The sequence below is a fragment of the Prauserella isguenensis genome, assembly GCF_014191605.1.
GTDB lineage: Bacteria > Actinomycetota > Actinomycetes > Mycobacteriales > Pseudonocardiaceae > Prauserella > Prauserella isguenensis.
In genome coordinates, this window is the sequence record NZ_JACHWU010000003.1 from 688,134 (window position 1) to 703,730 (window position 15,597).

Genomic DNA, 15,597 nt, shown 5'->3' on the forward strand with positions numbered 1-15,597 from the left:
GTGCATGACGGGATCGCCCGTCATGCACCCACGGCGCTACCGTGGCGACGTCACACCGGCCCCGGACCTCGAGGACGCTGCCGCGGCCCCGGGGTCAGGAGCACACGGCGCCCTTCGCCGCCGTTCCGACGGTCTTCGCGTACTTGGCGAGCACGCCGGTCCGCCGCGGCACCGGGGGCATCTCCCAGCCCTCCGCCCTGCGCGCTAGTTCCTCGTCGTCGACGCCGACGTCGAGCGTGCGCTGCTCCATGTCGAGCGTGATCGGGTCGCCGTCGCGGACGAAGGCGATGGGCCCGCCGTGCGCGGCCTCGGGCGCGACGTGTCCGATACACAGTCCCGTGGTGCCACCCGAGAACCGGCCGTCGGTGAGCAGCAGCACGTCCTTGCCGAGCCCGGCACCCTTGATCGCACCGGTCACGGCGAGCATCTCGCGCATTCCTGGCCCACCGCGCGGCCCCTCGTTGCGGATCACCACGACGTCGCCGGGCTGCAGCGAACCCAGCGCATCCATGGCGGCCTGTTCGCCGTCGAACACGCGAGCCGTGCCTTCGAACCGGGCCGAGTCGAAGCCCGCGCTCTTCACGACGGCACCCTCGGGCGCGAGGCTGCCGTGAAGGATCGTCAGCCCTCCGGTCGGGTGAATGGGTTCGCTGAGTTTGCGGATCACGTCGCCGTCCAGCTCGGGCGGCGCCAGCTCCGCGAGGTTCTCCGCGACCGTCTTCCCGGTGACCGTGAGGCAGTCGCCGTGCAGCAGGCCCGCATCGAGCAGCGCCTTCATCACGACCGGCACGCCACCCACCCGGTCGACGGCGGTCATCACGTGCCGTCCGAACGGCTTGACGTCGGCCAGGTGCGGCACCCGGTCGCCGACGCGCGAGAAGTCGTCGAGCGTGAGTTCCACCTCGGCCTCGTTGGCGATGGCCAGCAGGTGCAGCACCGCGTTCGTCGACCCGCCGAGCGCCATGACCACCGCGACCGCGTTCTCGAACGCCTCGCGGGTGAGGATGTCGCGGGCGCTGATGCCCTTCTCCAGCAACCCGACGACGGCCTCACCGCCGGCCCGGGCGAACCGGTCGCGCCGCCGGTCCACCGACGGCGGACTGGCCGAGCCGGGCAACGACATGCCCAACGCCTCGGCGGCACACGCCATCGTGTTCGCGGTGTACATGCCGCCGCAGGCGCCCTCACCGGGGCAGATCGCACGTTCGACCTTGTCGACCTCCTCACGACTGATCAGGCCCCGCGCGCAGGCACCGACGGCCTCGAACGCGTCGATGATCGTCACCTCGCGGCCGTCGACACTGCCGGGCAGGATCGAGCCCGCGTACAGGAACACCGACGCCACATCGAGGCGGGCGGCGGCCATGAGCATGCCGGGCAGGCTCTTGTCGCACCCGGCGAGCAGCACGGCACCGTCGAGGCGTTCGGCCTCCATCACCGTCTCGACCGAGTCGGCGATGACCTCTCGCGACACGAGCGAGAAGTGCATGCCCTCGTGGCCCATCGAGATCCCGTCCGACACCGAGATGGTGCCGAACTCCATGGGGAACCCTCCCCCGCCGTGCACGCCCTGCTTGCTCGCCTCGGCCAGCCGGTCCAGGGACAGGTTGCAGGGGGTGATCTCGTTCCACGACGACGCGATCCCGATCTGCGGTTTCGTGAAGTCCTCGTCGTCCATTCCGACCGCTCGCAGCATCCCGCGAGCCGCCGCACGTTCCATCCCGTCGGTCACCTCGCGGCTGCGAGGTTTCACGTCATGTTCGGCCATGGGGAGATCCTCCCCCGAATCCGGCCGGACGGGCAGGGCACAATGCCGTGCGTGGTTCAGACGGTGTCCATTCCCCAGAAGATCGCCGACGAGCTCGGCGTCCGCCCCGGCCAGGTACAGGCGACGGTCGAACTCCTCGACGGCGGCGCGACCGTGCCGTTCATCGCCCGGTACCGCAAGGAGGTGACCGGCACCCTCGACGACACGCAGTTGCGCACTCTCGAGGAACGCCTGCGCTACCTGCGGGAACTCGAAGAACGCCGGACGGCCGTCCTCGAGTCGATCGATTCGCAGGGCAAGCTCGACGACGAGCTCAGGGCGAGCATCATGGCGGCCGACACGAAGGCCCGCCTCGAAGACATCTACCTGCCGTACAAGCCGAAGCGCCGCACCAAGGCGCAGATCGCACGGGAGGCCGGCCTCGAACCGCTCGCCGACGGGCTGCTCGGCGAGCCGACGACCGACCCGCAGGCGGCCGCCGCGGCGTTCGTCGACGCCGAGAAGGGCATAGCGGACGCGCAGGCCGCGCTGGACGGTGCGAAGGCGATCCTCGTGGAGCGCTTCGCCGAGGACGCCGACCTGATCGGTGAACTGCGCGAACGCATGTGGACCCACGGCTGGATGACCTCGAAGGTCCGGGAGGGCAAGGAAACCGAGGGCGCCAAGTTCGCCGACTACTTCGACTTCGCCGAACCGCTGACGAAGCTGCCGTCGCACCGGGTGCTGGCGCTGCTGCGCGGGGAGAAGGAGGAGATCCTCGACCTGTCGACCGAGCCGGAGCAGCCCGCGAATCCGGAGGACCCGCCGCGGACCGGCCCGACCGAGTACGAGGTACGCATCGCCGAACGGTTCGGCATCGACAACCGGGGCAGGCCGGCGGACAAGTGGCTGTCGGACACGGTGCGCTGGGCCTGGCGGACGAAGATCCTGCTGCACCTGGGCATCGACCTGCGGATGCGGCTGCGGCAGAACGCCGAGGACGAGGCCGTGCGCGTGTTCGCCACGAACCTGCGTGACCTGCTGCTCGCCGCGCCGGCGGGCACCCGCGCCACCATGGGACTCGACCCCGGCTACCGGACCGGTGTGAAGGTCGCGGTCCTCGACTCGACCGGCAAGGTCGTCGCGACCGACACGATCTACCCGCACAAACCGCAGGCCCGTTGGGACGAGGCGACGGCGAAGCTGGAGAAGCTGGCGCGCGAGCACGGCGTCGACCTCATCGCGATCGGCAACGGCACCGCGTCCCGGGAGACCGACAAGCTCGCGGGCGACCTGGTGAAGGCGAAGCCGGAGCTCAAGCTCACCAAGATCATGGTGTCCGAGGCGGGCGCCTCGGTGTACTCGGCGTCGGCCTACGCGGCACGAGAGCTGCCGGACCTGGACGTCTCGCTGCGCGGTGCCGTCTCGATCGCCCGGCGGTTGCAGGATCCGCTGGCCGAGCTCGTGAAGATCGATCCGAAGTCGATCGGTGTCGGGCAGTACCAGCACGACCTGTCGGAGTCGAAGCTGTCCCGTTCGCTGGACGCGGTCGTCGAGGACTGTGTGAACGCGGTCGGCGTGGACCTCAACACGGCGTCGGTGCCGCTGCTCGCGCGCGTGTCGGGCATCGGCACGTCGCTGGCCGAGAACATCGTGTCCCACCGCGACGCGACGGGCCCGTTCCGCGCCCGGGCGGGGCTCAAGGAGGTCGCACGACTCGGGCCGAAGGCGTTCGAGCAGTGCGCGGGCTTCCTGCGCATCTCCGGCGGCGACGACCCGCTCGACGCCTCGGCCGTGCACCCCGAGGCCTACCCCGTGGTGCGGCGCATCCTCGACGAGACCGGCACGGGAATCCGCGAACTCATCGGCAACACGCGGGCGCTCGGCAGCGTCAAGGCCGAGCGGTTCGTCGACGACACGTTCGGCCTGCCCACGATCACCGACATCCTGTCCGAGCTGGAGAAGCCCGGCCGGGACCCGCGTCCGGAGTTCACGACCGCGACGTTCGCCGACGGTGTCGAGACGCTGGCCGACCTCGAACCGGGCATGCGACTGGAGGGCGTCGTGACGAACGTGGCGGCCTTCGGTGCGTTCGTCGACGTGGGCGTCCACCAGGACGGCCTGGTGCACGTGTCGGCGATGTCGCACAACTACGTCAGCGATCCGCGGGAGGTCGTCAAGCCGGGTGACGTGGTGACCGTGAAGGTGCTCGACGTCGACGTGAACCGCAAACGCATCTCGCTGACGCTGCGTCTGGACGACGAGGTGACACCCGCGGGCCAGGACGGCGGCGGGCCTCGCGGCGGCAAACCGCGGCAGGGCGGTGGCGACCGCGGCGGTCGCCAGGGTGGCGGCAAACAGGGCGGCCGTCAGAACCGCCAGGGCGGCGGCAAGCAGGGTGGCGGCAAACAGGGCGGCAACCAGGGTGCGAGCGGCGCGATGGCCGAGGCCCTCCGGAAGGCCGGCTACAGCGGCTGACCATGCCCGAATCACCCGGTTCCACCGCGTGTGACCTCGGCGAACACGGTCGGGGCCGGGTAACACGTGGCGAGGCGGGCACACAACGTCGACAATGTCGTAGATCGCGGCGCGAACGTCGTCGGATCACGTGAGGGAGGACCGGATGACGTCGACCGGAGGCATGAGCGCGAACACCCGTGAGCGCCTCCAGCAGGAACTGGATGCGCTGCGGCAACAGCGCGAGTCCCTGGCTCCACGGTTGGGTGAGGATCCGCTGGGCGACAGCGCCGACCAGGCGGATCTGCTGGAGCGCGCCGAGTCGGTGTCGAAACTCGACCGGCGCATCGCCGAGATCACGGACCTGTTGCACGGCGGCCCGACCGCCGAGCAGAACGAGGGCCTGCTGCCGTCGGGCACACGGGTGACGCTGAAGTTCGAGGACGGGGACACCGAGGACCTGCTCGTGGTCGGGTTCACGGCCGAGGCGGAGGACGAGCTGTCCAGCTTGACGGCCGACAGTCCGCTCGGCCGCGCCATCGCGGGTCACTCGAAGGGCGACACGATCACCTACCGCACGCCCGGTGGCCAGGTGTCGGCGGAGATCGTCGAGCTCACGCTCCCCGAGTGAGCGCTCGTAGGCACGGGTACCGATGATCCGGCCCGGTTTCCTCCGCGCTGACGCGGCGGTGGCAAACCGGGCCGGATCTCACGGCACTCCGGATCTCACAGCATTCCGGATCTCACGGCACTCCGGGCGGGACTCGCCCGCGGGCTCGGTCTCGCGCCTCAGTCGGCGCAGCTCAGGGCCGCATGTCCCCAGTCGGCATAGTCCCCGACGGACGTACCGTCGGCGTCCTCGGCGATCAGCCTGACAGTGTCCGCGCCGTCGACCGCCGCATCGACGGTCACGGCCGCCTCTCCCTGCCGGACCACGCCGCTGCGGTAGACCTCCCGGCCGTCCGCCTCGACGACGAACACGACGTCACCGGATTCGCCGTCCGGGAAGGGCCGCCGCTGTGAACCCTGCGGGATGTTGTCGTCCAGGCCCGCCTCGGCGGTCAACCGCGAGCACCGGCCGCCCGCGTAGATCGTGGCCGAGGCCGGGGCGAGCATGCCGAGGCCGTGGTCGTAGTTCCTGCCGTCGATCCTGATCGCTCCGCGGTCGGCGGGCGCAGGGCCGCCGTTGGTGCGGTCGCGCTCCACCGGACCGTGGGTGTTGCTCTCGCCGAGCAGCGGCAGGGAGGAGACACGGGGATGGCCGCTCGGGGCCTCGGCGACCGCCACGTCCAGCGACGTCTCGGCGATCTGTCGGCCTGCCCGGTCCCGTGCGGCGACGTCGATGCGCGCGGTTCCGGACGTCTCCGGCGCCTGCAGCGTCCAGGTCAGCCGCCTGCGCTCTCCCGACTTGACGGGGCCGAGGGAACGCGTCGTGTCCGACTCGGTCGTCCAGCCGTCCGGCAGGTCCAGTTCGACGGTCGCACCGCCGAGCGCTCCGTTGCCGAGCCGGGCCACCGTCGCCGTGACGTCGACCTGCCGTCCCGGCGCCACCGCTTCCACCGGGGTGTCCGACGTGAGCGTCGTCCGCCCCGCCCGGTCGACCTTCGGCACGGTCAGCTCGTTGATCACCGTCCCGTTGCGCGCGTCGCGCGCACGGACGACCGCACCGTCGGGACCGGTCGTTACCTGGATGTACTGCCGGTTCAGCACCGCTCCGGTGTCGACCGCGGTGAAGCCGTCGGGGTGGCCGCCGGCAACGTGGACCCGGTCGGCCCACCAGTCCTCGCCGATGTCGGCGTGGGTGTGCGACGAGAAGAGCACCGCCTGCGGGTGGTCGCCGAGGATCTCGCGGATCTCCTCCTCCATCAGGTGGTAACGGCCTGCGTCACCGTCCGACTGGGTGACGGTGTTCGACAGCGGGTAGTGCGTGAAGACGAAGAACGGCTTGCCGGTGCGCCCGTGGGCCGCCACGCGGTCGCGGAACCAGTCCAGCTGCCGCTGTCCGATGTGGACGTGGTCGTCGAGGTTCGCGTCCTCCCACCACATCAGCTTGTCCGGGCCGATGCCGATCATCGGAACCCCGTTCACGACACGCTCGCCGTACACCTTGTCGGTTCCGGCGAAGTCGAAGTACGTGCCGTAGAGGTCCTCGGGGGTGAAGCCGTTCGGCCAGCTGGGCTGGCACAACGTCTGCTGGTCGCACCAGGCGGGTGCGTACGCCTCGTGGTTGCCGAACGACGAAAGCAGCGGCTGGTCGCGGTCGTGGGCATCCATGACCTCGCGAACCTCGGCGTACTCCTCGGCGTAGCCGCGGTCGACGATGTCGCCGTTGATCACCGTGGCGGCCGAATCCGGTGCGGCCCTCTCGGCGTCGGTCAGGACCGCGTCCCAGTCGTCGATGTGCCCCTGGATGTCGCTGAAGACGTCGAAGGTGGTCGTGCCCGGGTCGCCGGGCCGATGGTCGGCCGGGACCGGTCCGGCGGATCGCTCGGGTCCGTCGGCCGCGGCGAGGGCGGGCTGTGCCAGCAGGGTCGCGCCTGCGACCGCGACGAGCGCTGCACGCAGCCGGGGCCGGTGTGTGCGGGTTCGGGGAGTGTGTTGCTGGGCAGTGTGTCGCTGGACCATGTGGTCAGCATGGCTAAACAACGGGACCGGTTACCGACATCGAGACGATCTCGCCGCTGCCACCGGGTGAACGAAGAGATTCGTTCCGATCGACCGGTATGCCCGACTGGCACACACGGCCGCGCCCGACCTCGACGGCGACCGTAGACTGCGCCGGTCACGAGGTCTGCACGGTCACGCTGCCCGGCCGAAGCTCCGCGCCGAGAGCCACCGATGCAGCCGCGTCGCCAGGCGCGCGGGCTGGTCGAGCTGGATGAGGTGCCCCGCGTCGTCGACGAGCTCCAGCTCGGCGCCCGGGATCGTGGCGGCGAGCCGGTGGGCCCTGTCGACCGGGATCCACGTGTCCTCGCGGCCCCAGACGACGAGTACGGGCAGGTCGAGTTCGCCGTACCGGGGCTGCACGGCATCGGTGTAGGCCTGGTCGGCCTCGGCCATCTGCCGGTAGAAGGCCCGCCGGCCGACCTCGCCGAGCCACGGTGCCACGAGCGCGGCGAGGTCGGCCTCACGCAGCCCGCGGTGACTCGCTCCGCTGATGTAGGTGCGGACGAGACTCTCGTGAATGTCCGGGGCGAGTGTCGTGAACGCCTCGGGGGTGTCACGCACCTGCCGGAAGAACTCCGACCCCCACGGGGCGAGCGCGACGACGTCGACCAGCGCGAGTGAGGCGTAGGCGGAGCCGTGCAGCAGGTGTGCCCGCAGGGAGACCGCCCCGCCGTAGTCGTGGGTGACCAGGTGCGGGCGGTCGAGGTTCCAGTGCTCGAGCAGGTCGGCGAGCAGCTCACCCTGAACGTCGAGCGACACGGGGTGCTCGGGCAGTTTCGACGACGCCCCGTAACCCGGCATGTCCCACAGGTAGACGGTGAACTCGGCCGACAGCGCGTCCGCGAAAGGCTCCCACAGCCTCGACGACCACGGTGTGCCGTGGCAGAACACCACGGGCGGGCCACTGCCGCGTGAGGCCCAGCGGACGGTGCGGTCGCGCCAGTCGAACGTCTCGGTCAGCTGCATCGGGACTCCTCTTCGAAACCACGGGCCAGCTCGGCGAAAGCGGTGTCCAGCACGGCGCACAGGTCGCTTCCCTGGCCACCGAGCCAATGTTCGTACGCGGCGAGCGCGGTGCCGAGTGCAGCGTGGGCGATCGCCTGCGGGCGCAGGTCGCCGGGGTGCGCGCCGGTCCGGCGTGCGGCGAACTCGGCGACCACCGCGCGCCAGTCCGCGTAGCGCAACGTCGAATGCGCCTGGAGCGCGGGAACCCGCAGGATCAGTTCGAGACGTCTGCGGTGCCGGTCGGTCTCGCCCTCGTCGACCCGGTTGAAGTCGACGACCACCGCGCGCAGCGATTCCATGACCGGCTCGCCCTCGGGCCGGGCGGCGAACCGTTCGCGCATGTATTCGAGGTGGTCGGTGAAGGCGCCCCACACCACGTCGTTCTTCGAGTCGAAGTACCGGAAGAACGTGCGCCTGCCGATGCCCGCGGCCTTCGCGATGTCGTCGACGGTCGTGGCGTCGAACCCGTCGCGGTCGAACAGGCGGAACGCGACCTTCTCGAGTTCGACCCGACTGGTCGAGGGGCGGCGACCCGGCCGTCCGGGTGGACTCGCGGCGGTACTCACCTGACCCCTTCCATTTGACACCGGGTGCCATTAATGTCGTGTGCGCTGTCCCACACAACGACGTGAAAGGTAGCGTGCCATGTCCGAGAACCACACGGTCACCACCGCCGAGGCGGACATCGAGGAGGACCTGCTCGTCGAGGAGGTCTCCATCGACGGAATGTGCGGTGTCTACTGAGACATTCGCCCCGGACCGGCCGTATCGACTCTCCCCGAGTGTCGCTCTGCGGCCGGAACCGTTCGGGGCGCTCGTCTACGACTTCACCACGCGGAAGCTCTCCTTCCTGAAGACCCGACTGCTCGTCGACGTCGTGCACGCGCTGGACGACGCGCCGGACGCACACGCGGCGCTGCGGTCGGCCGAGGTACCCGACGACGACCACGACCGGTACCTCGACGCCCTCGCGGGGCTCGCCTCCGCGGGCACGATCGAAGTCAGAGGTGACTGAATGAAACTCGTCGAGCATTTCCAACACGGGCTCGACGCACCGATCTGCCTGACGTGGGAACTGACCTACGCCTGCAATCTCTCGTGCGTGCACTGCCTCTCCTCCTCCGGCCGCCGCGATCCTCGGGAACTGTCCACAGAGGAATGCAAGGCGGTCGTCGACGAACTGCAGCGGCTACAGGTGTTCTACGTGAACATCGGCGGCGGCGAACCCACCGTTCGATCGGATTTCTGGGAGATCGTCGAATACGCCGTCGACCACCAGGTCGGCGTGAAATTCTCCACCAACGGGGTGCGGATCACGCCGGAACGCGCTCGGTGGCTGGCCGAATCGGACTACGTCGACGTGCAACTGTCGCTCGACGGCGCCACTCCCGAGGTCAACGACCCGGTCCGCGGCGACGGATCGTTCGACACGACCATGACCGCGATGCGCAATCTCCGTGACGCCGGGTTCACCGGATTCAAGATCAGCGTGGTCATGACCCGGCACAACATCGGCCAGCTCGACGAGTTCAAACGCATCGCCGACGAGTTCGACGCCCAGCTGCGGATCACACGGCTGCGTCCGTCCGGGCGGGGCGCGGACACGTGGGACGAGCTGCACCCGCTGCCGGAACAGCAGCTCGAGCTCTACGACTGGCTCGTCGCCCACGGCGAGGACGTGCTCACCGGGGATTCGTTCTTCCACCTCAACGCGCTGGGCTCGACGCCGCTGCCGGGACTGAACCTGTGCGGTGCGGGCCGCGTGGTGTGCCTGATCGACCCGGTCGGCGACGTCTACGCCTGCCCGTTCGCGATCCACGAGGAGTTCCGCGGCGGCAACGTCCGTGACGAGGGTGGATTCACGGGCGTGTGGCGGGGATCGGACCTGTTCTCCCGTCTGCGCGAGCCGCAGACCGGCGGCGCGTGCAGTTCGTGCTCGGCCTTCGACTCGTGCCAGGGCGGGTGCATGGCGGCGAAGTTCTTCACCGGTCTTCCGCTGGACGGGCCTGATCCCGAGTGCGTCAAGGGCAACGGCGAACGCGCGCTCGAACTCGTGGGAGCGGGCGCGCCGAAACCGACGCCGGACAAGGACCACTCCCGCACGGGCAAGAAGAAGCAGACGGGCGTGCCGGTCGCGATCGGCTGGGGGCCGCCCGAACCCGAACGACTGCCCGACCGTGCGTGTGACACGAGTCCGCTGGCCGGCATGCCCGCACCGAGGGAGGTCCGCTGATGGCCAGCACGAAGGACTGGTTCGAAACCGTCGCCGAGGCGCGCGAGCGTGCGCGCAAACGTCTGCCCAGGTCGGTGTTCCTTGCGCTGCACGCGGGGTCCGAGGCGGGCGGAACGCTGGCCGACAACACGGCGGCGTTCGCCGAACTCGGTCTGCGCCCGCGGATCGCCGACCTGCCACCCGAACGGGTGCAGGCGACGAAGGTGCTCGGCAGCGACATCTCGTTGCCGGTGATCGTCTCGCCCACGGGCGTGCAGGCGGTGCACCCGGACGGCGAGGTGGCGGTCGCCAAGGGTGCGGCGCAGTCGGGCACGGCGATCGGGCTGAGCTCGTTCGCCTCCAAGCCCGTCGAGGACGTCGCGGCCGTCAACGACAACACGCACTTCCAGGTGTACTGGCAGGGCAGCCGCGACGACATGCTCGCGCGCATGGAGCGCGCCAAGCGCGCGGGCGCGAAGGCGCTCATCGTCACGCTGGACTGGGTGTTCGCGACCGCCCGTGACTGGGGGTCGCCGCCGATCCCGGAGAAGGTCGACCTGAAGACCGCCGTGAAGTTCGCCCCGGAGGTGCTGCGTAAACCCGGCTGGCTCGGCACGTATCTGCGGTCGGGGTCGCTGCCGGACCTGACGACGCCGAACATCGTGCCCCGGGGGCAGCAGGGACCGGCTTTCTTCGGCGCCTACGGCGAGTGGATGGGCACCACGCCGCCGTCCTGGGACGACCTGGCGTGGCTGCGTAGCCAGTGGGACGGTCCGTTCGTGGTCAAGGGCGTCTACCGGCCCGACGACGCGAAACGGGCCGTCGACATCGGGGCGAGCGCGATCTCGGTCTCCAACCACGGCGGCAACAACCTCGACTCGACGCCCGCGACGATCCGCACGCTGCCCGGTGTCTCGAAGGCCGTCGGCGGGCAGGTCGAGGTGCTGCTGGACGGCGGTATCCGCCGCGGCAGCGATGTCGTCAAGGCCCTGGCCCTGGGCGCGAACGCCGTGCTGATCGGCCGTGCCTACCTGTGGGGCCTCGCCGCGGGCGGTGAGCGCGGCGTGCACAACGTGCTGGAGATCCTGCGCCAGGGCATCGACAGCACGCTCTACGGGCTCGGCAAGAAGTCGGTGCACGATCTGGAGCCGAGCGACGTGGTCGTGCCGGACGACTTCACGCGAGGTATGTGACCCGCCGTGCCGGTCGCGCTGGTGACGGGGGCGGCGCGCGGGATCGGCGCCGCGGTGGTCCGCAGGCTCGCGTCGGCGGGCTGGCGGGTCGTGGCGGTCGACATCGCCGCCGAAGCCGGCGGTGATCCCGCCACGCTGCCCGACGTCACGTATCCCCTCGGCACCCGGGAGCAACTGTCCACTCTGGCCGGCGAGTTCCCCGAGACGGTCGCCGATGTCGTGGCGGACGTGCGCGACGCCGAGGCGCTGCACTCGGCCGTCGCCACCGCCGAGGCCGAGTTCGGCGGGCTCGACGCGGCGGTGGCGTGCGCCGCGGTGATGGCGGGCGGCACGCCGCTGTGGGAGACGACCGACGCCGAGTGGTCGGCGCTGTTCGACACCGGCGTGACCGGGGTCGCCAACCTGGCGAGAGCGGCCGTGCCCGCGCTGCTGCGGTCGCGGCAGGGCCGGTTCGTCGCACTGGCGTCGTCGGCGGCCCACCACGGCCTGTGGCACCTGGCGGGCTACAACGCGGCCAAACACGCCGTCGTGGGGCTGATCAAGGGGCTCGCCGAGGACCTGCGCGGCACGGGTGTGTGCGCGACGGCGGTCTCGCCCGGGTCGACCCGCACCGACCTCCTCGACGCCACGGCGCGCCTCTACGATCTGGGGAGTATGGACGAGTTCGCGAGCCACCAACTGCACGAGCGCCTCCTCGAGCCCGACGAGGTGGCGGCGGTCGTGGCGTTCCTGTGTTCGGCGGAGTCGTCGGCGATCACGGGAACCGTCGTGCACGCGGACGGTGGGTTCCGACCGTGAAGCCCGGCACGCGGTTCACGCTGGACGTCTCCGCCCGCCGCACCGGCGCCGTCGTGATCGGCGGCTCGCCGCTGCGCCTGGTGAGGCTCGGCTCCGCGGGTACGCGGATGCTGGACCGCTGGACCTCGGGCGAGCCGCTCACCGAGTCGCCGGGCCAGCTGCGCCTCGCGCGTAAACTGGTCGACGCGGGCATCCTGCATCCGAAACCGCCCGCCGGTCCGGCGCCCGCCGACGTGACCGTGGTCGTGCCGGTGAAGGACGACGCCACGCGCGTGCGGCGGCTTCGGGAGGCGACGGCCGAGTGCGGCGGGCACATCGTCGTCGACGACGGCTCGGCCGAGCCCGTGCCCGACGCCGACGTCCGTCACGAGACGCCTCGTGGCCCGGCTGCGGCGCGCAACTCGGGAAGCCGTCGCGCGACCACGGAGTTCGTGGCCTTCCTCGACGCCGACACCGTGCCCGAGGCGGGCTGGCTCGAAGCGCTGCTCCCCCATTTCAGCGATCCGTCGGTGGTGGCGGTCGCGCCGCGGGTGCGCAGCTCCCCGGGCGACGGCCTGCTCGCGCAGTACGAACTCGAACAGTCGAGTTTGGACCTCGGCGCCAAGCCCGCCCCTGTCCGCCCGATGAGCAAGGTCAGTTACGTGCCCACGGCCGCGCTCGTGGTGCGTCGCGGCGCGCTGGCCGCGGCGGGTGACTTCGACGAGCAGCTGCGGTACGGCGAGGACGTCGACCTCGTGTGGCGGCTGCTCGACGTCGGCGCGGTGCGGTACGAGCCCGCGTCGGTGGTGCGGCACGAACCCCGCCCGACGGTGCGTTCGTGGCTGCGGCAGCGGTTCGACTACGGCACGTCCGCGGCCCCGTTGTCCCGACGGCATCCGGAACGCCTCGCCCCGGCGCGCGTGTCCGCCGTCACGACGGCTGCCTGGGCGCTGGCCGCCGTGGGGCGTCCGCTGCCGGCGGCCGCCGTCGCGGCGGGCGCGACGGCCCTGTTGGCCCGACGGTTGGCGACGTCCACGCGCGACGTGCCCACCTCCGAGGTCGTCCGGCTCGCCGCCCGCGGCCAGCTCGGCGCGGGCAGGCTGCTCGCGGCCGCGTCACGCCGGGTGTGGTGGCCCCTGCTGTTGCCGACCCGGCGCGGCCGCCGCGTGCTGGCGGCCGCGTACCTGCCGTTCGCCGCGCAGACCGGCTCACCGGGACGGCTGGTGCTGCGCATCGCCGACGACGTGGCCTACGGCGCGGGCGTGTGGACCGGATGCGTGCGACACCGGACGGCCGCTCCCCTGTTGCCCCAGTTCACCGAACGGCCGTTCGCCCAGGGACGCGGCCGGTGACGAACGGTGCATCCGGCGGCAGCGAGCCCGGCGCCGAGCTGGGCCGGGCACGCTGGCCGGAGGTCGGCGGGTCGGTGCTGGCCGTGCCTCTCGGGGCGACCGAACAGCACGGACCGCACCTGCCGTTGGACACCGACACGGCGATCGCGGCCGCGCTGGCGCGTGGTCTCGCCGCGCGGGTTCCGGACGTCGTCGTGGCGCCGGCGGTGCCGTACGGCGCGAGCGGCGAGCACGCGGGGTTCCCCGGCACACTGTCGATCGGCACGCGGGCGCTGGAACAGGTGCTCGTCGAACTGGGCCGGTCGGCGGACAGGTTCCGCGGCGTCGTGTTCGTCAACGGCCACGGCGGCAACGTCGACGCGCTGCGCGCGGCCGTGCGGCTGTTGCGCTCCGAAGGACGCCGAGTTCTCGCGTGGGCGCCGTCGGGGCGGCCGGACGACAGCCACGCGGGCCGCACCGAGACGTCGGTCATGCTGCGACTGCGACCGGACGACGTGCGTCTCGACGTCGCGGAGGCCGGCGCCACCGCACCGCTGCCGGAACTGCTGGACGCACTCCGCGACGGCGGGGTCGGCGCGGTGAGCGCCAACGGCGTGCTGGGTGACCCGGCGGGGGCCTCCGCCGACGACGGCGCCCGGCGCCTCGACGGCTGGTCCGACGACCTCGCGTCCGCCGTGCGCGACTGGCTGACTCACGACGAGTCCTGAACCCGAGCCGGCGCCGCTTCGAGTTCGGCGGCGCGGGTGAGCAGCCGCGTCGCCACGTGCTGCAGGTTGTCGCCCAGCGCGCGCAGTCCGGCTGCGGGCAGCTCCCCGTCGTCCTGATGAGCGCACAGCTCGACGACGGCCTCGCCGACGCGCGTATTGACGGCGGAGAGGTGTACGAGCAGTTCCCTGTCACGACGGATCATCCGGCCCCCGGTTCCTCGGGCCCCGATCCCTCAGCGCCTTCTGGTGCGGCGATCGGGTACGGCGACTCGTCCACGTCGGCGTCGGCACGACGACACGGGCGAAGCCGTGGCAGTTCGGGGCTCAACTTCCGTCGAACACTAACAGAGCGGAGCGACGCGGTGTAGCGCGGCGGACTCCACACGGGTGGCACACCTGCTTGCTCCGGATGCGACGATCACTCCGACGAGGGAGGCGACGTTCCACGGAACCGGACGCCGCACCGAGGCTGAGACGACGGTGGAGGCACAGTGAGCGCAGAACCCGACGACGCGCTGCGCGCGATCAACGAGAGCCTGGACAAGCCCTCCGCGGCTCGGATCTACGACTACTTCATCGGCGGCGAGACGAACTACGCGATCGACCGCGCCTTCGCCGAGAAGGCCCGCCAGCGCATCCCCCAGCTCGGCGAGTACTGCCGCACCAGCAGGCAGTTCCTGGGCCGCACGGTGCGTTGGTGTGCCGCCGAGGCGGGGATGCGCCAGTTCGTCGACCTGGGCTCGGGGCTGCCGACCGTGGGCAACGTCCACGAGGTCGCCGACGAGGCACGGCCGCAGTGCGACACCCGCGTCGTGTACACCGACAACGAGCCGATCGCGCTCACCCACTCGGAAATGCTGCTGGCCGACACGGCCGACAGCGACCGGCACGTGGCGATCGCCGCCGACCTGATGGAGCCCGACGAACTGTGGTCCCGCGTCATGGCCACCGGGCTGATCGAGCGCGAGGAACCCGTCGTACTGCTGGTCAACGCGGTGCTGCACTTCATCAAGGACGAGGCCGGCCCCGACCGGCTGCTGGGCTTCTACCGCAAGCAACTGCCACCGGGCTCGCTGCTCGTGCTGTCGCAGATGACCAACGAGAACCCGGCGAGCGAGGCCGAACGCAAGGCGCTCGACGACCTCGTCGACTACTACGAGAACACGACGAACCCCGGGCAGCTGCGCACGTCCGAGGACTTCGTCCGGTTCTTCGGCGACTTCGAACTCGTCGACCCCGGGCTTGTCTACGCGCCCGCGTGGCGCCCCGACTCCGACACCCTGTTCGCGCAGGTCCCGTCGGAGTCCCGCGTCATCGGAGGCGTCGCCCGCAAGCCCGCCTGACCCCGTCCCGCGCTGTGTTGCGCCCTCACGGGCTCGTGTTGCGGGTTCCGGGGCTCGTGTTGCGCCCGCGGGAGGCCGTGTTGCGGATCCGGGTGGCCGTATTGCAGGTTCCGGTACGCCTCCGTGCCCGCGCTCGG

The 15,597-nt window shown here is 71.1% G+C and carries 15 protein-coding genes; 10 read left to right on the forward strand and 5 right to left on the reverse strand.

Features of this window, described 5'->3' with window-relative positions; genetic code table 11:
- Nucleotides 1–94 precede the first annotated feature (94 nt).
- The gene (gene ilvD / locus FHS23_RS15910; RefSeq protein ID WP_183655671.1) at nt 95–1,768 is read right to left on the reverse strand and encodes a dihydroxy-acid dehydratase; all 1,674 of its coding nucleotides are present in this window, start codon (nt 1,766–1,768) and stop codon (nt 95–97) included.
- Nucleotides 1,769–1,810: 42 nt separating this feature from the next.
- Between ilvD and FHS23_RS15915 the strand changes: the two genes are divergently transcribed.
- Nucleotides 1,811–4,225 (forward strand): Tex family protein, encoded by a 2,415-nt coding sequence (locus FHS23_RS15915; protein ID WP_183656208.1) that lies wholly within the window; start codon nt 1,811–1,813, stop codon nt 4,223–4,225.
- A 145-nt stretch (nt 4,226–4,370) separates the two neighbouring features.
- Complete coding sequence (locus tag FHS23_RS15920) at nt 4,371–4,835, forward strand: GreA/GreB family elongation factor (RefSeq protein WP_183655674.1); 465 nt, start codon at nt 4,371–4,373, stop codon at nt 4,833–4,835.
- Between the two features lie 158 nt (nt 4,836–4,993).
- Here the strand turns inward: FHS23_RS15920 and FHS23_RS15925 are convergent, their stop codons facing one another.
- The 3 genes from FHS23_RS15925 to mftR form a co-directional block, all read right to left on the reverse strand.
- Nucleotides 4,994–6,829, reverse strand: a complete 1,836-nt coding sequence (locus FHS23_RS15925) for an NPCBM/NEW2 domain-containing protein (protein ID WP_183655677.1) — start codon at nt 6,827–6,829, stop codon at nt 4,994–4,996.
- 174 nt (nt 6,830–7,003) lie between these two features.
- On the reverse strand, nt 7,004–7,837 hold the full coding sequence (locus FHS23_RS15930) for an alpha/beta fold hydrolase (RefSeq protein ID WP_183655680.1): 834 nt from the start codon (nt 7,835–7,837) through the stop codon (nt 7,004–7,006).
- A complete protein-coding gene (gene mftR / locus FHS23_RS15935; RefSeq protein WP_183655683.1) occupies nt 7,828–8,442 on the reverse strand; it encodes a mycofactocin system transcriptional regulator in 615 nt (204 codons plus the stop codon). Before mftR ends, FHS23_RS15930 begins: the two co-directional genes overlap by 10 nt.
- Before the next feature lie 79 nt (nt 8,443–8,521).
- Between mftR and mftA the strand changes: the two genes are divergently transcribed.
- Genes mftA through mftE form a run of 7 tightly spaced genes read left to right on the forward strand, consistent with a single transcriptional unit; the run spans nt 8,522 to nt 14,117 of the window.
- Nucleotides 8,522–8,620 (forward strand): mycofactocin precursor MftA, encoded by a 99-nt coding sequence (gene mftA / locus FHS23_RS23300; protein WP_183655698.1) that lies wholly within the window; start codon nt 8,522–8,524, stop codon nt 8,618–8,620.
- The gene (mftB, locus tag FHS23_RS23305) at nt 8,610–8,891 is read left to right on the forward strand and encodes a mycofactocin biosynthesis chaperone MftB (RefSeq protein ID WP_183655711.1); all 282 of its coding nucleotides are present in this window, start codon (nt 8,610–8,612) and stop codon (nt 8,889–8,891) included. Before mftA ends, mftB begins: the two co-directional genes overlap by 11 nt.
- A complete protein-coding gene (gene mftC, locus FHS23_RS15950; protein ID WP_183655725.1) occupies nt 8,892–10,109 on the forward strand; it encodes a mycofactocin radical SAM maturase in 1,218 nt (405 codons plus the stop codon).
- Nucleotides 10,109–11,281 (forward strand): pre-mycofactocin synthase MftD, encoded by a 1,173-nt coding sequence (mftD, locus tag FHS23_RS15955; protein ID WP_183655730.1) that lies wholly within the window; start codon nt 10,109–10,111, stop codon nt 11,279–11,281. The genes mftC and mftD overlap by 1 nt, the downstream gene beginning before the upstream one ends.
- A 6-nt stretch (nt 11,282–11,287) precedes the next feature.
- Entirely contained in the window at nt 11,288–12,079 is a 792-nt protein-coding gene (locus tag FHS23_RS15960) for a mycofactocin-coupled SDR family oxidoreductase (RefSeq protein ID WP_183655733.1), read from the forward strand.
- Nucleotides 12,076–13,410 carry a mycofactocin biosynthesis glycosyltransferase MftF gene (gene mftF, locus FHS23_RS15965; protein WP_183655736.1) on the forward strand — a complete coding sequence of 445 codons (1,335 nt, stop codon included), beginning with the start codon at nt 12,076–12,078 and terminating at the stop codon, nt 13,408–13,410. Before FHS23_RS15960 ends, mftF begins: the two co-directional genes overlap by 4 nt.
- Nucleotides 13,407–14,117, forward strand: a complete 711-nt coding sequence (mftE, locus tag FHS23_RS15970; RefSeq protein WP_343053988.1) for a mycofactocin biosynthesis peptidyl-dipeptidase MftE — start codon at nt 13,407–13,409, stop codon at nt 14,115–14,117. The genes mftF and mftE overlap by 4 nt, the downstream gene beginning before the upstream one ends.
- On the opposite strand, the gene FHS23_RS15975 is transcribed toward mftE, so the two are convergent.
- Nucleotides 14,102–14,320 carry a hypothetical protein gene (locus FHS23_RS15975; RefSeq protein ID WP_183655741.1) on the reverse strand — a complete coding sequence of 73 codons (219 nt, stop codon included), beginning with the start codon at nt 14,318–14,320 and terminating at the stop codon, nt 14,102–14,104. The genes mftE and FHS23_RS15975 overlap by 16 nt on opposite strands.
- A gap of 288 nt (nt 14,321–14,608) precedes the next feature.
- Here FHS23_RS15975 and FHS23_RS15980 point away from each other — a divergent pair, with 288 nt between their 5' ends.
- Nucleotides 14,609–15,460 carry an SAM-dependent methyltransferase gene (locus FHS23_RS15980; protein ID WP_343053989.1) on the forward strand — a complete coding sequence of 284 codons (852 nt, stop codon included), beginning with the start codon at nt 14,609–14,611 and terminating at the stop codon, nt 15,458–15,460.
- The last annotated feature ends 137 nt before the right edge of the window (nt 15,461–15,597 follow it).

Excerpts from the sequence above, each read along its gene's own strand:
- FHS23_RS15930 (WP_183655680.1), bottom strand. The coding sequence starts at position 7,837 with ATGCAGCTGACCGAGACGTTCGACTGGCGCGACCGCACCGTCCGCTGG.
- FHS23_RS15975 (WP_183655741.1), bottom strand. The coding sequence starts at position 14,320 with ATGATCCGTCGTGACAGGGAACTGCTCGTACACCTCTCCGCCGTCAAT.
- mftD (WP_183655730.1), top strand. The coding sequence starts at position 10,109 with ATGGCCAGCACGAAGGACTGGTTCGAAACCGTCGCCGAGGCGCGCGAG.
- FHS23_RS15920 (WP_183655674.1), top strand. The coding sequence starts at position 4,371 with ATGACGTCGACCGGAGGCATGAGCGCGAACACCCGTGAGCGCCTCCAG.
- FHS23_RS15925 (WP_183655677.1), bottom strand. The coding sequence starts at position 6,829 with ATGGTCCAGCGACACACTGCCCAGCAACACACTCCCCGAACCCGCACA.
- mftC (WP_183655725.1), top strand. The coding sequence starts at position 8,892 with ATGAAACTCGTCGAGCATTTCCAACACGGGCTCGACGCACCGATCTGC.
- FHS23_RS15915 (WP_183656208.1), top strand. The coding sequence starts at position 1,811 with ATGCCGTGCGTGGTTCAGACGGTGTCCATTCCCCAGAAGATCGCCGAC.
- mftA (WP_183655698.1), top strand. The coding sequence starts at position 8,522 with ATGTCCGAGAACCACACGGTCACCACCGCCGAGGCGGACATCGAGGAG.
- ilvD (WP_183655671.1), bottom strand. The coding sequence starts at position 1,768 with ATGGCCGAACATGACGTGAAACCTCGCAGCCGCGAGGTGACCGACGGG.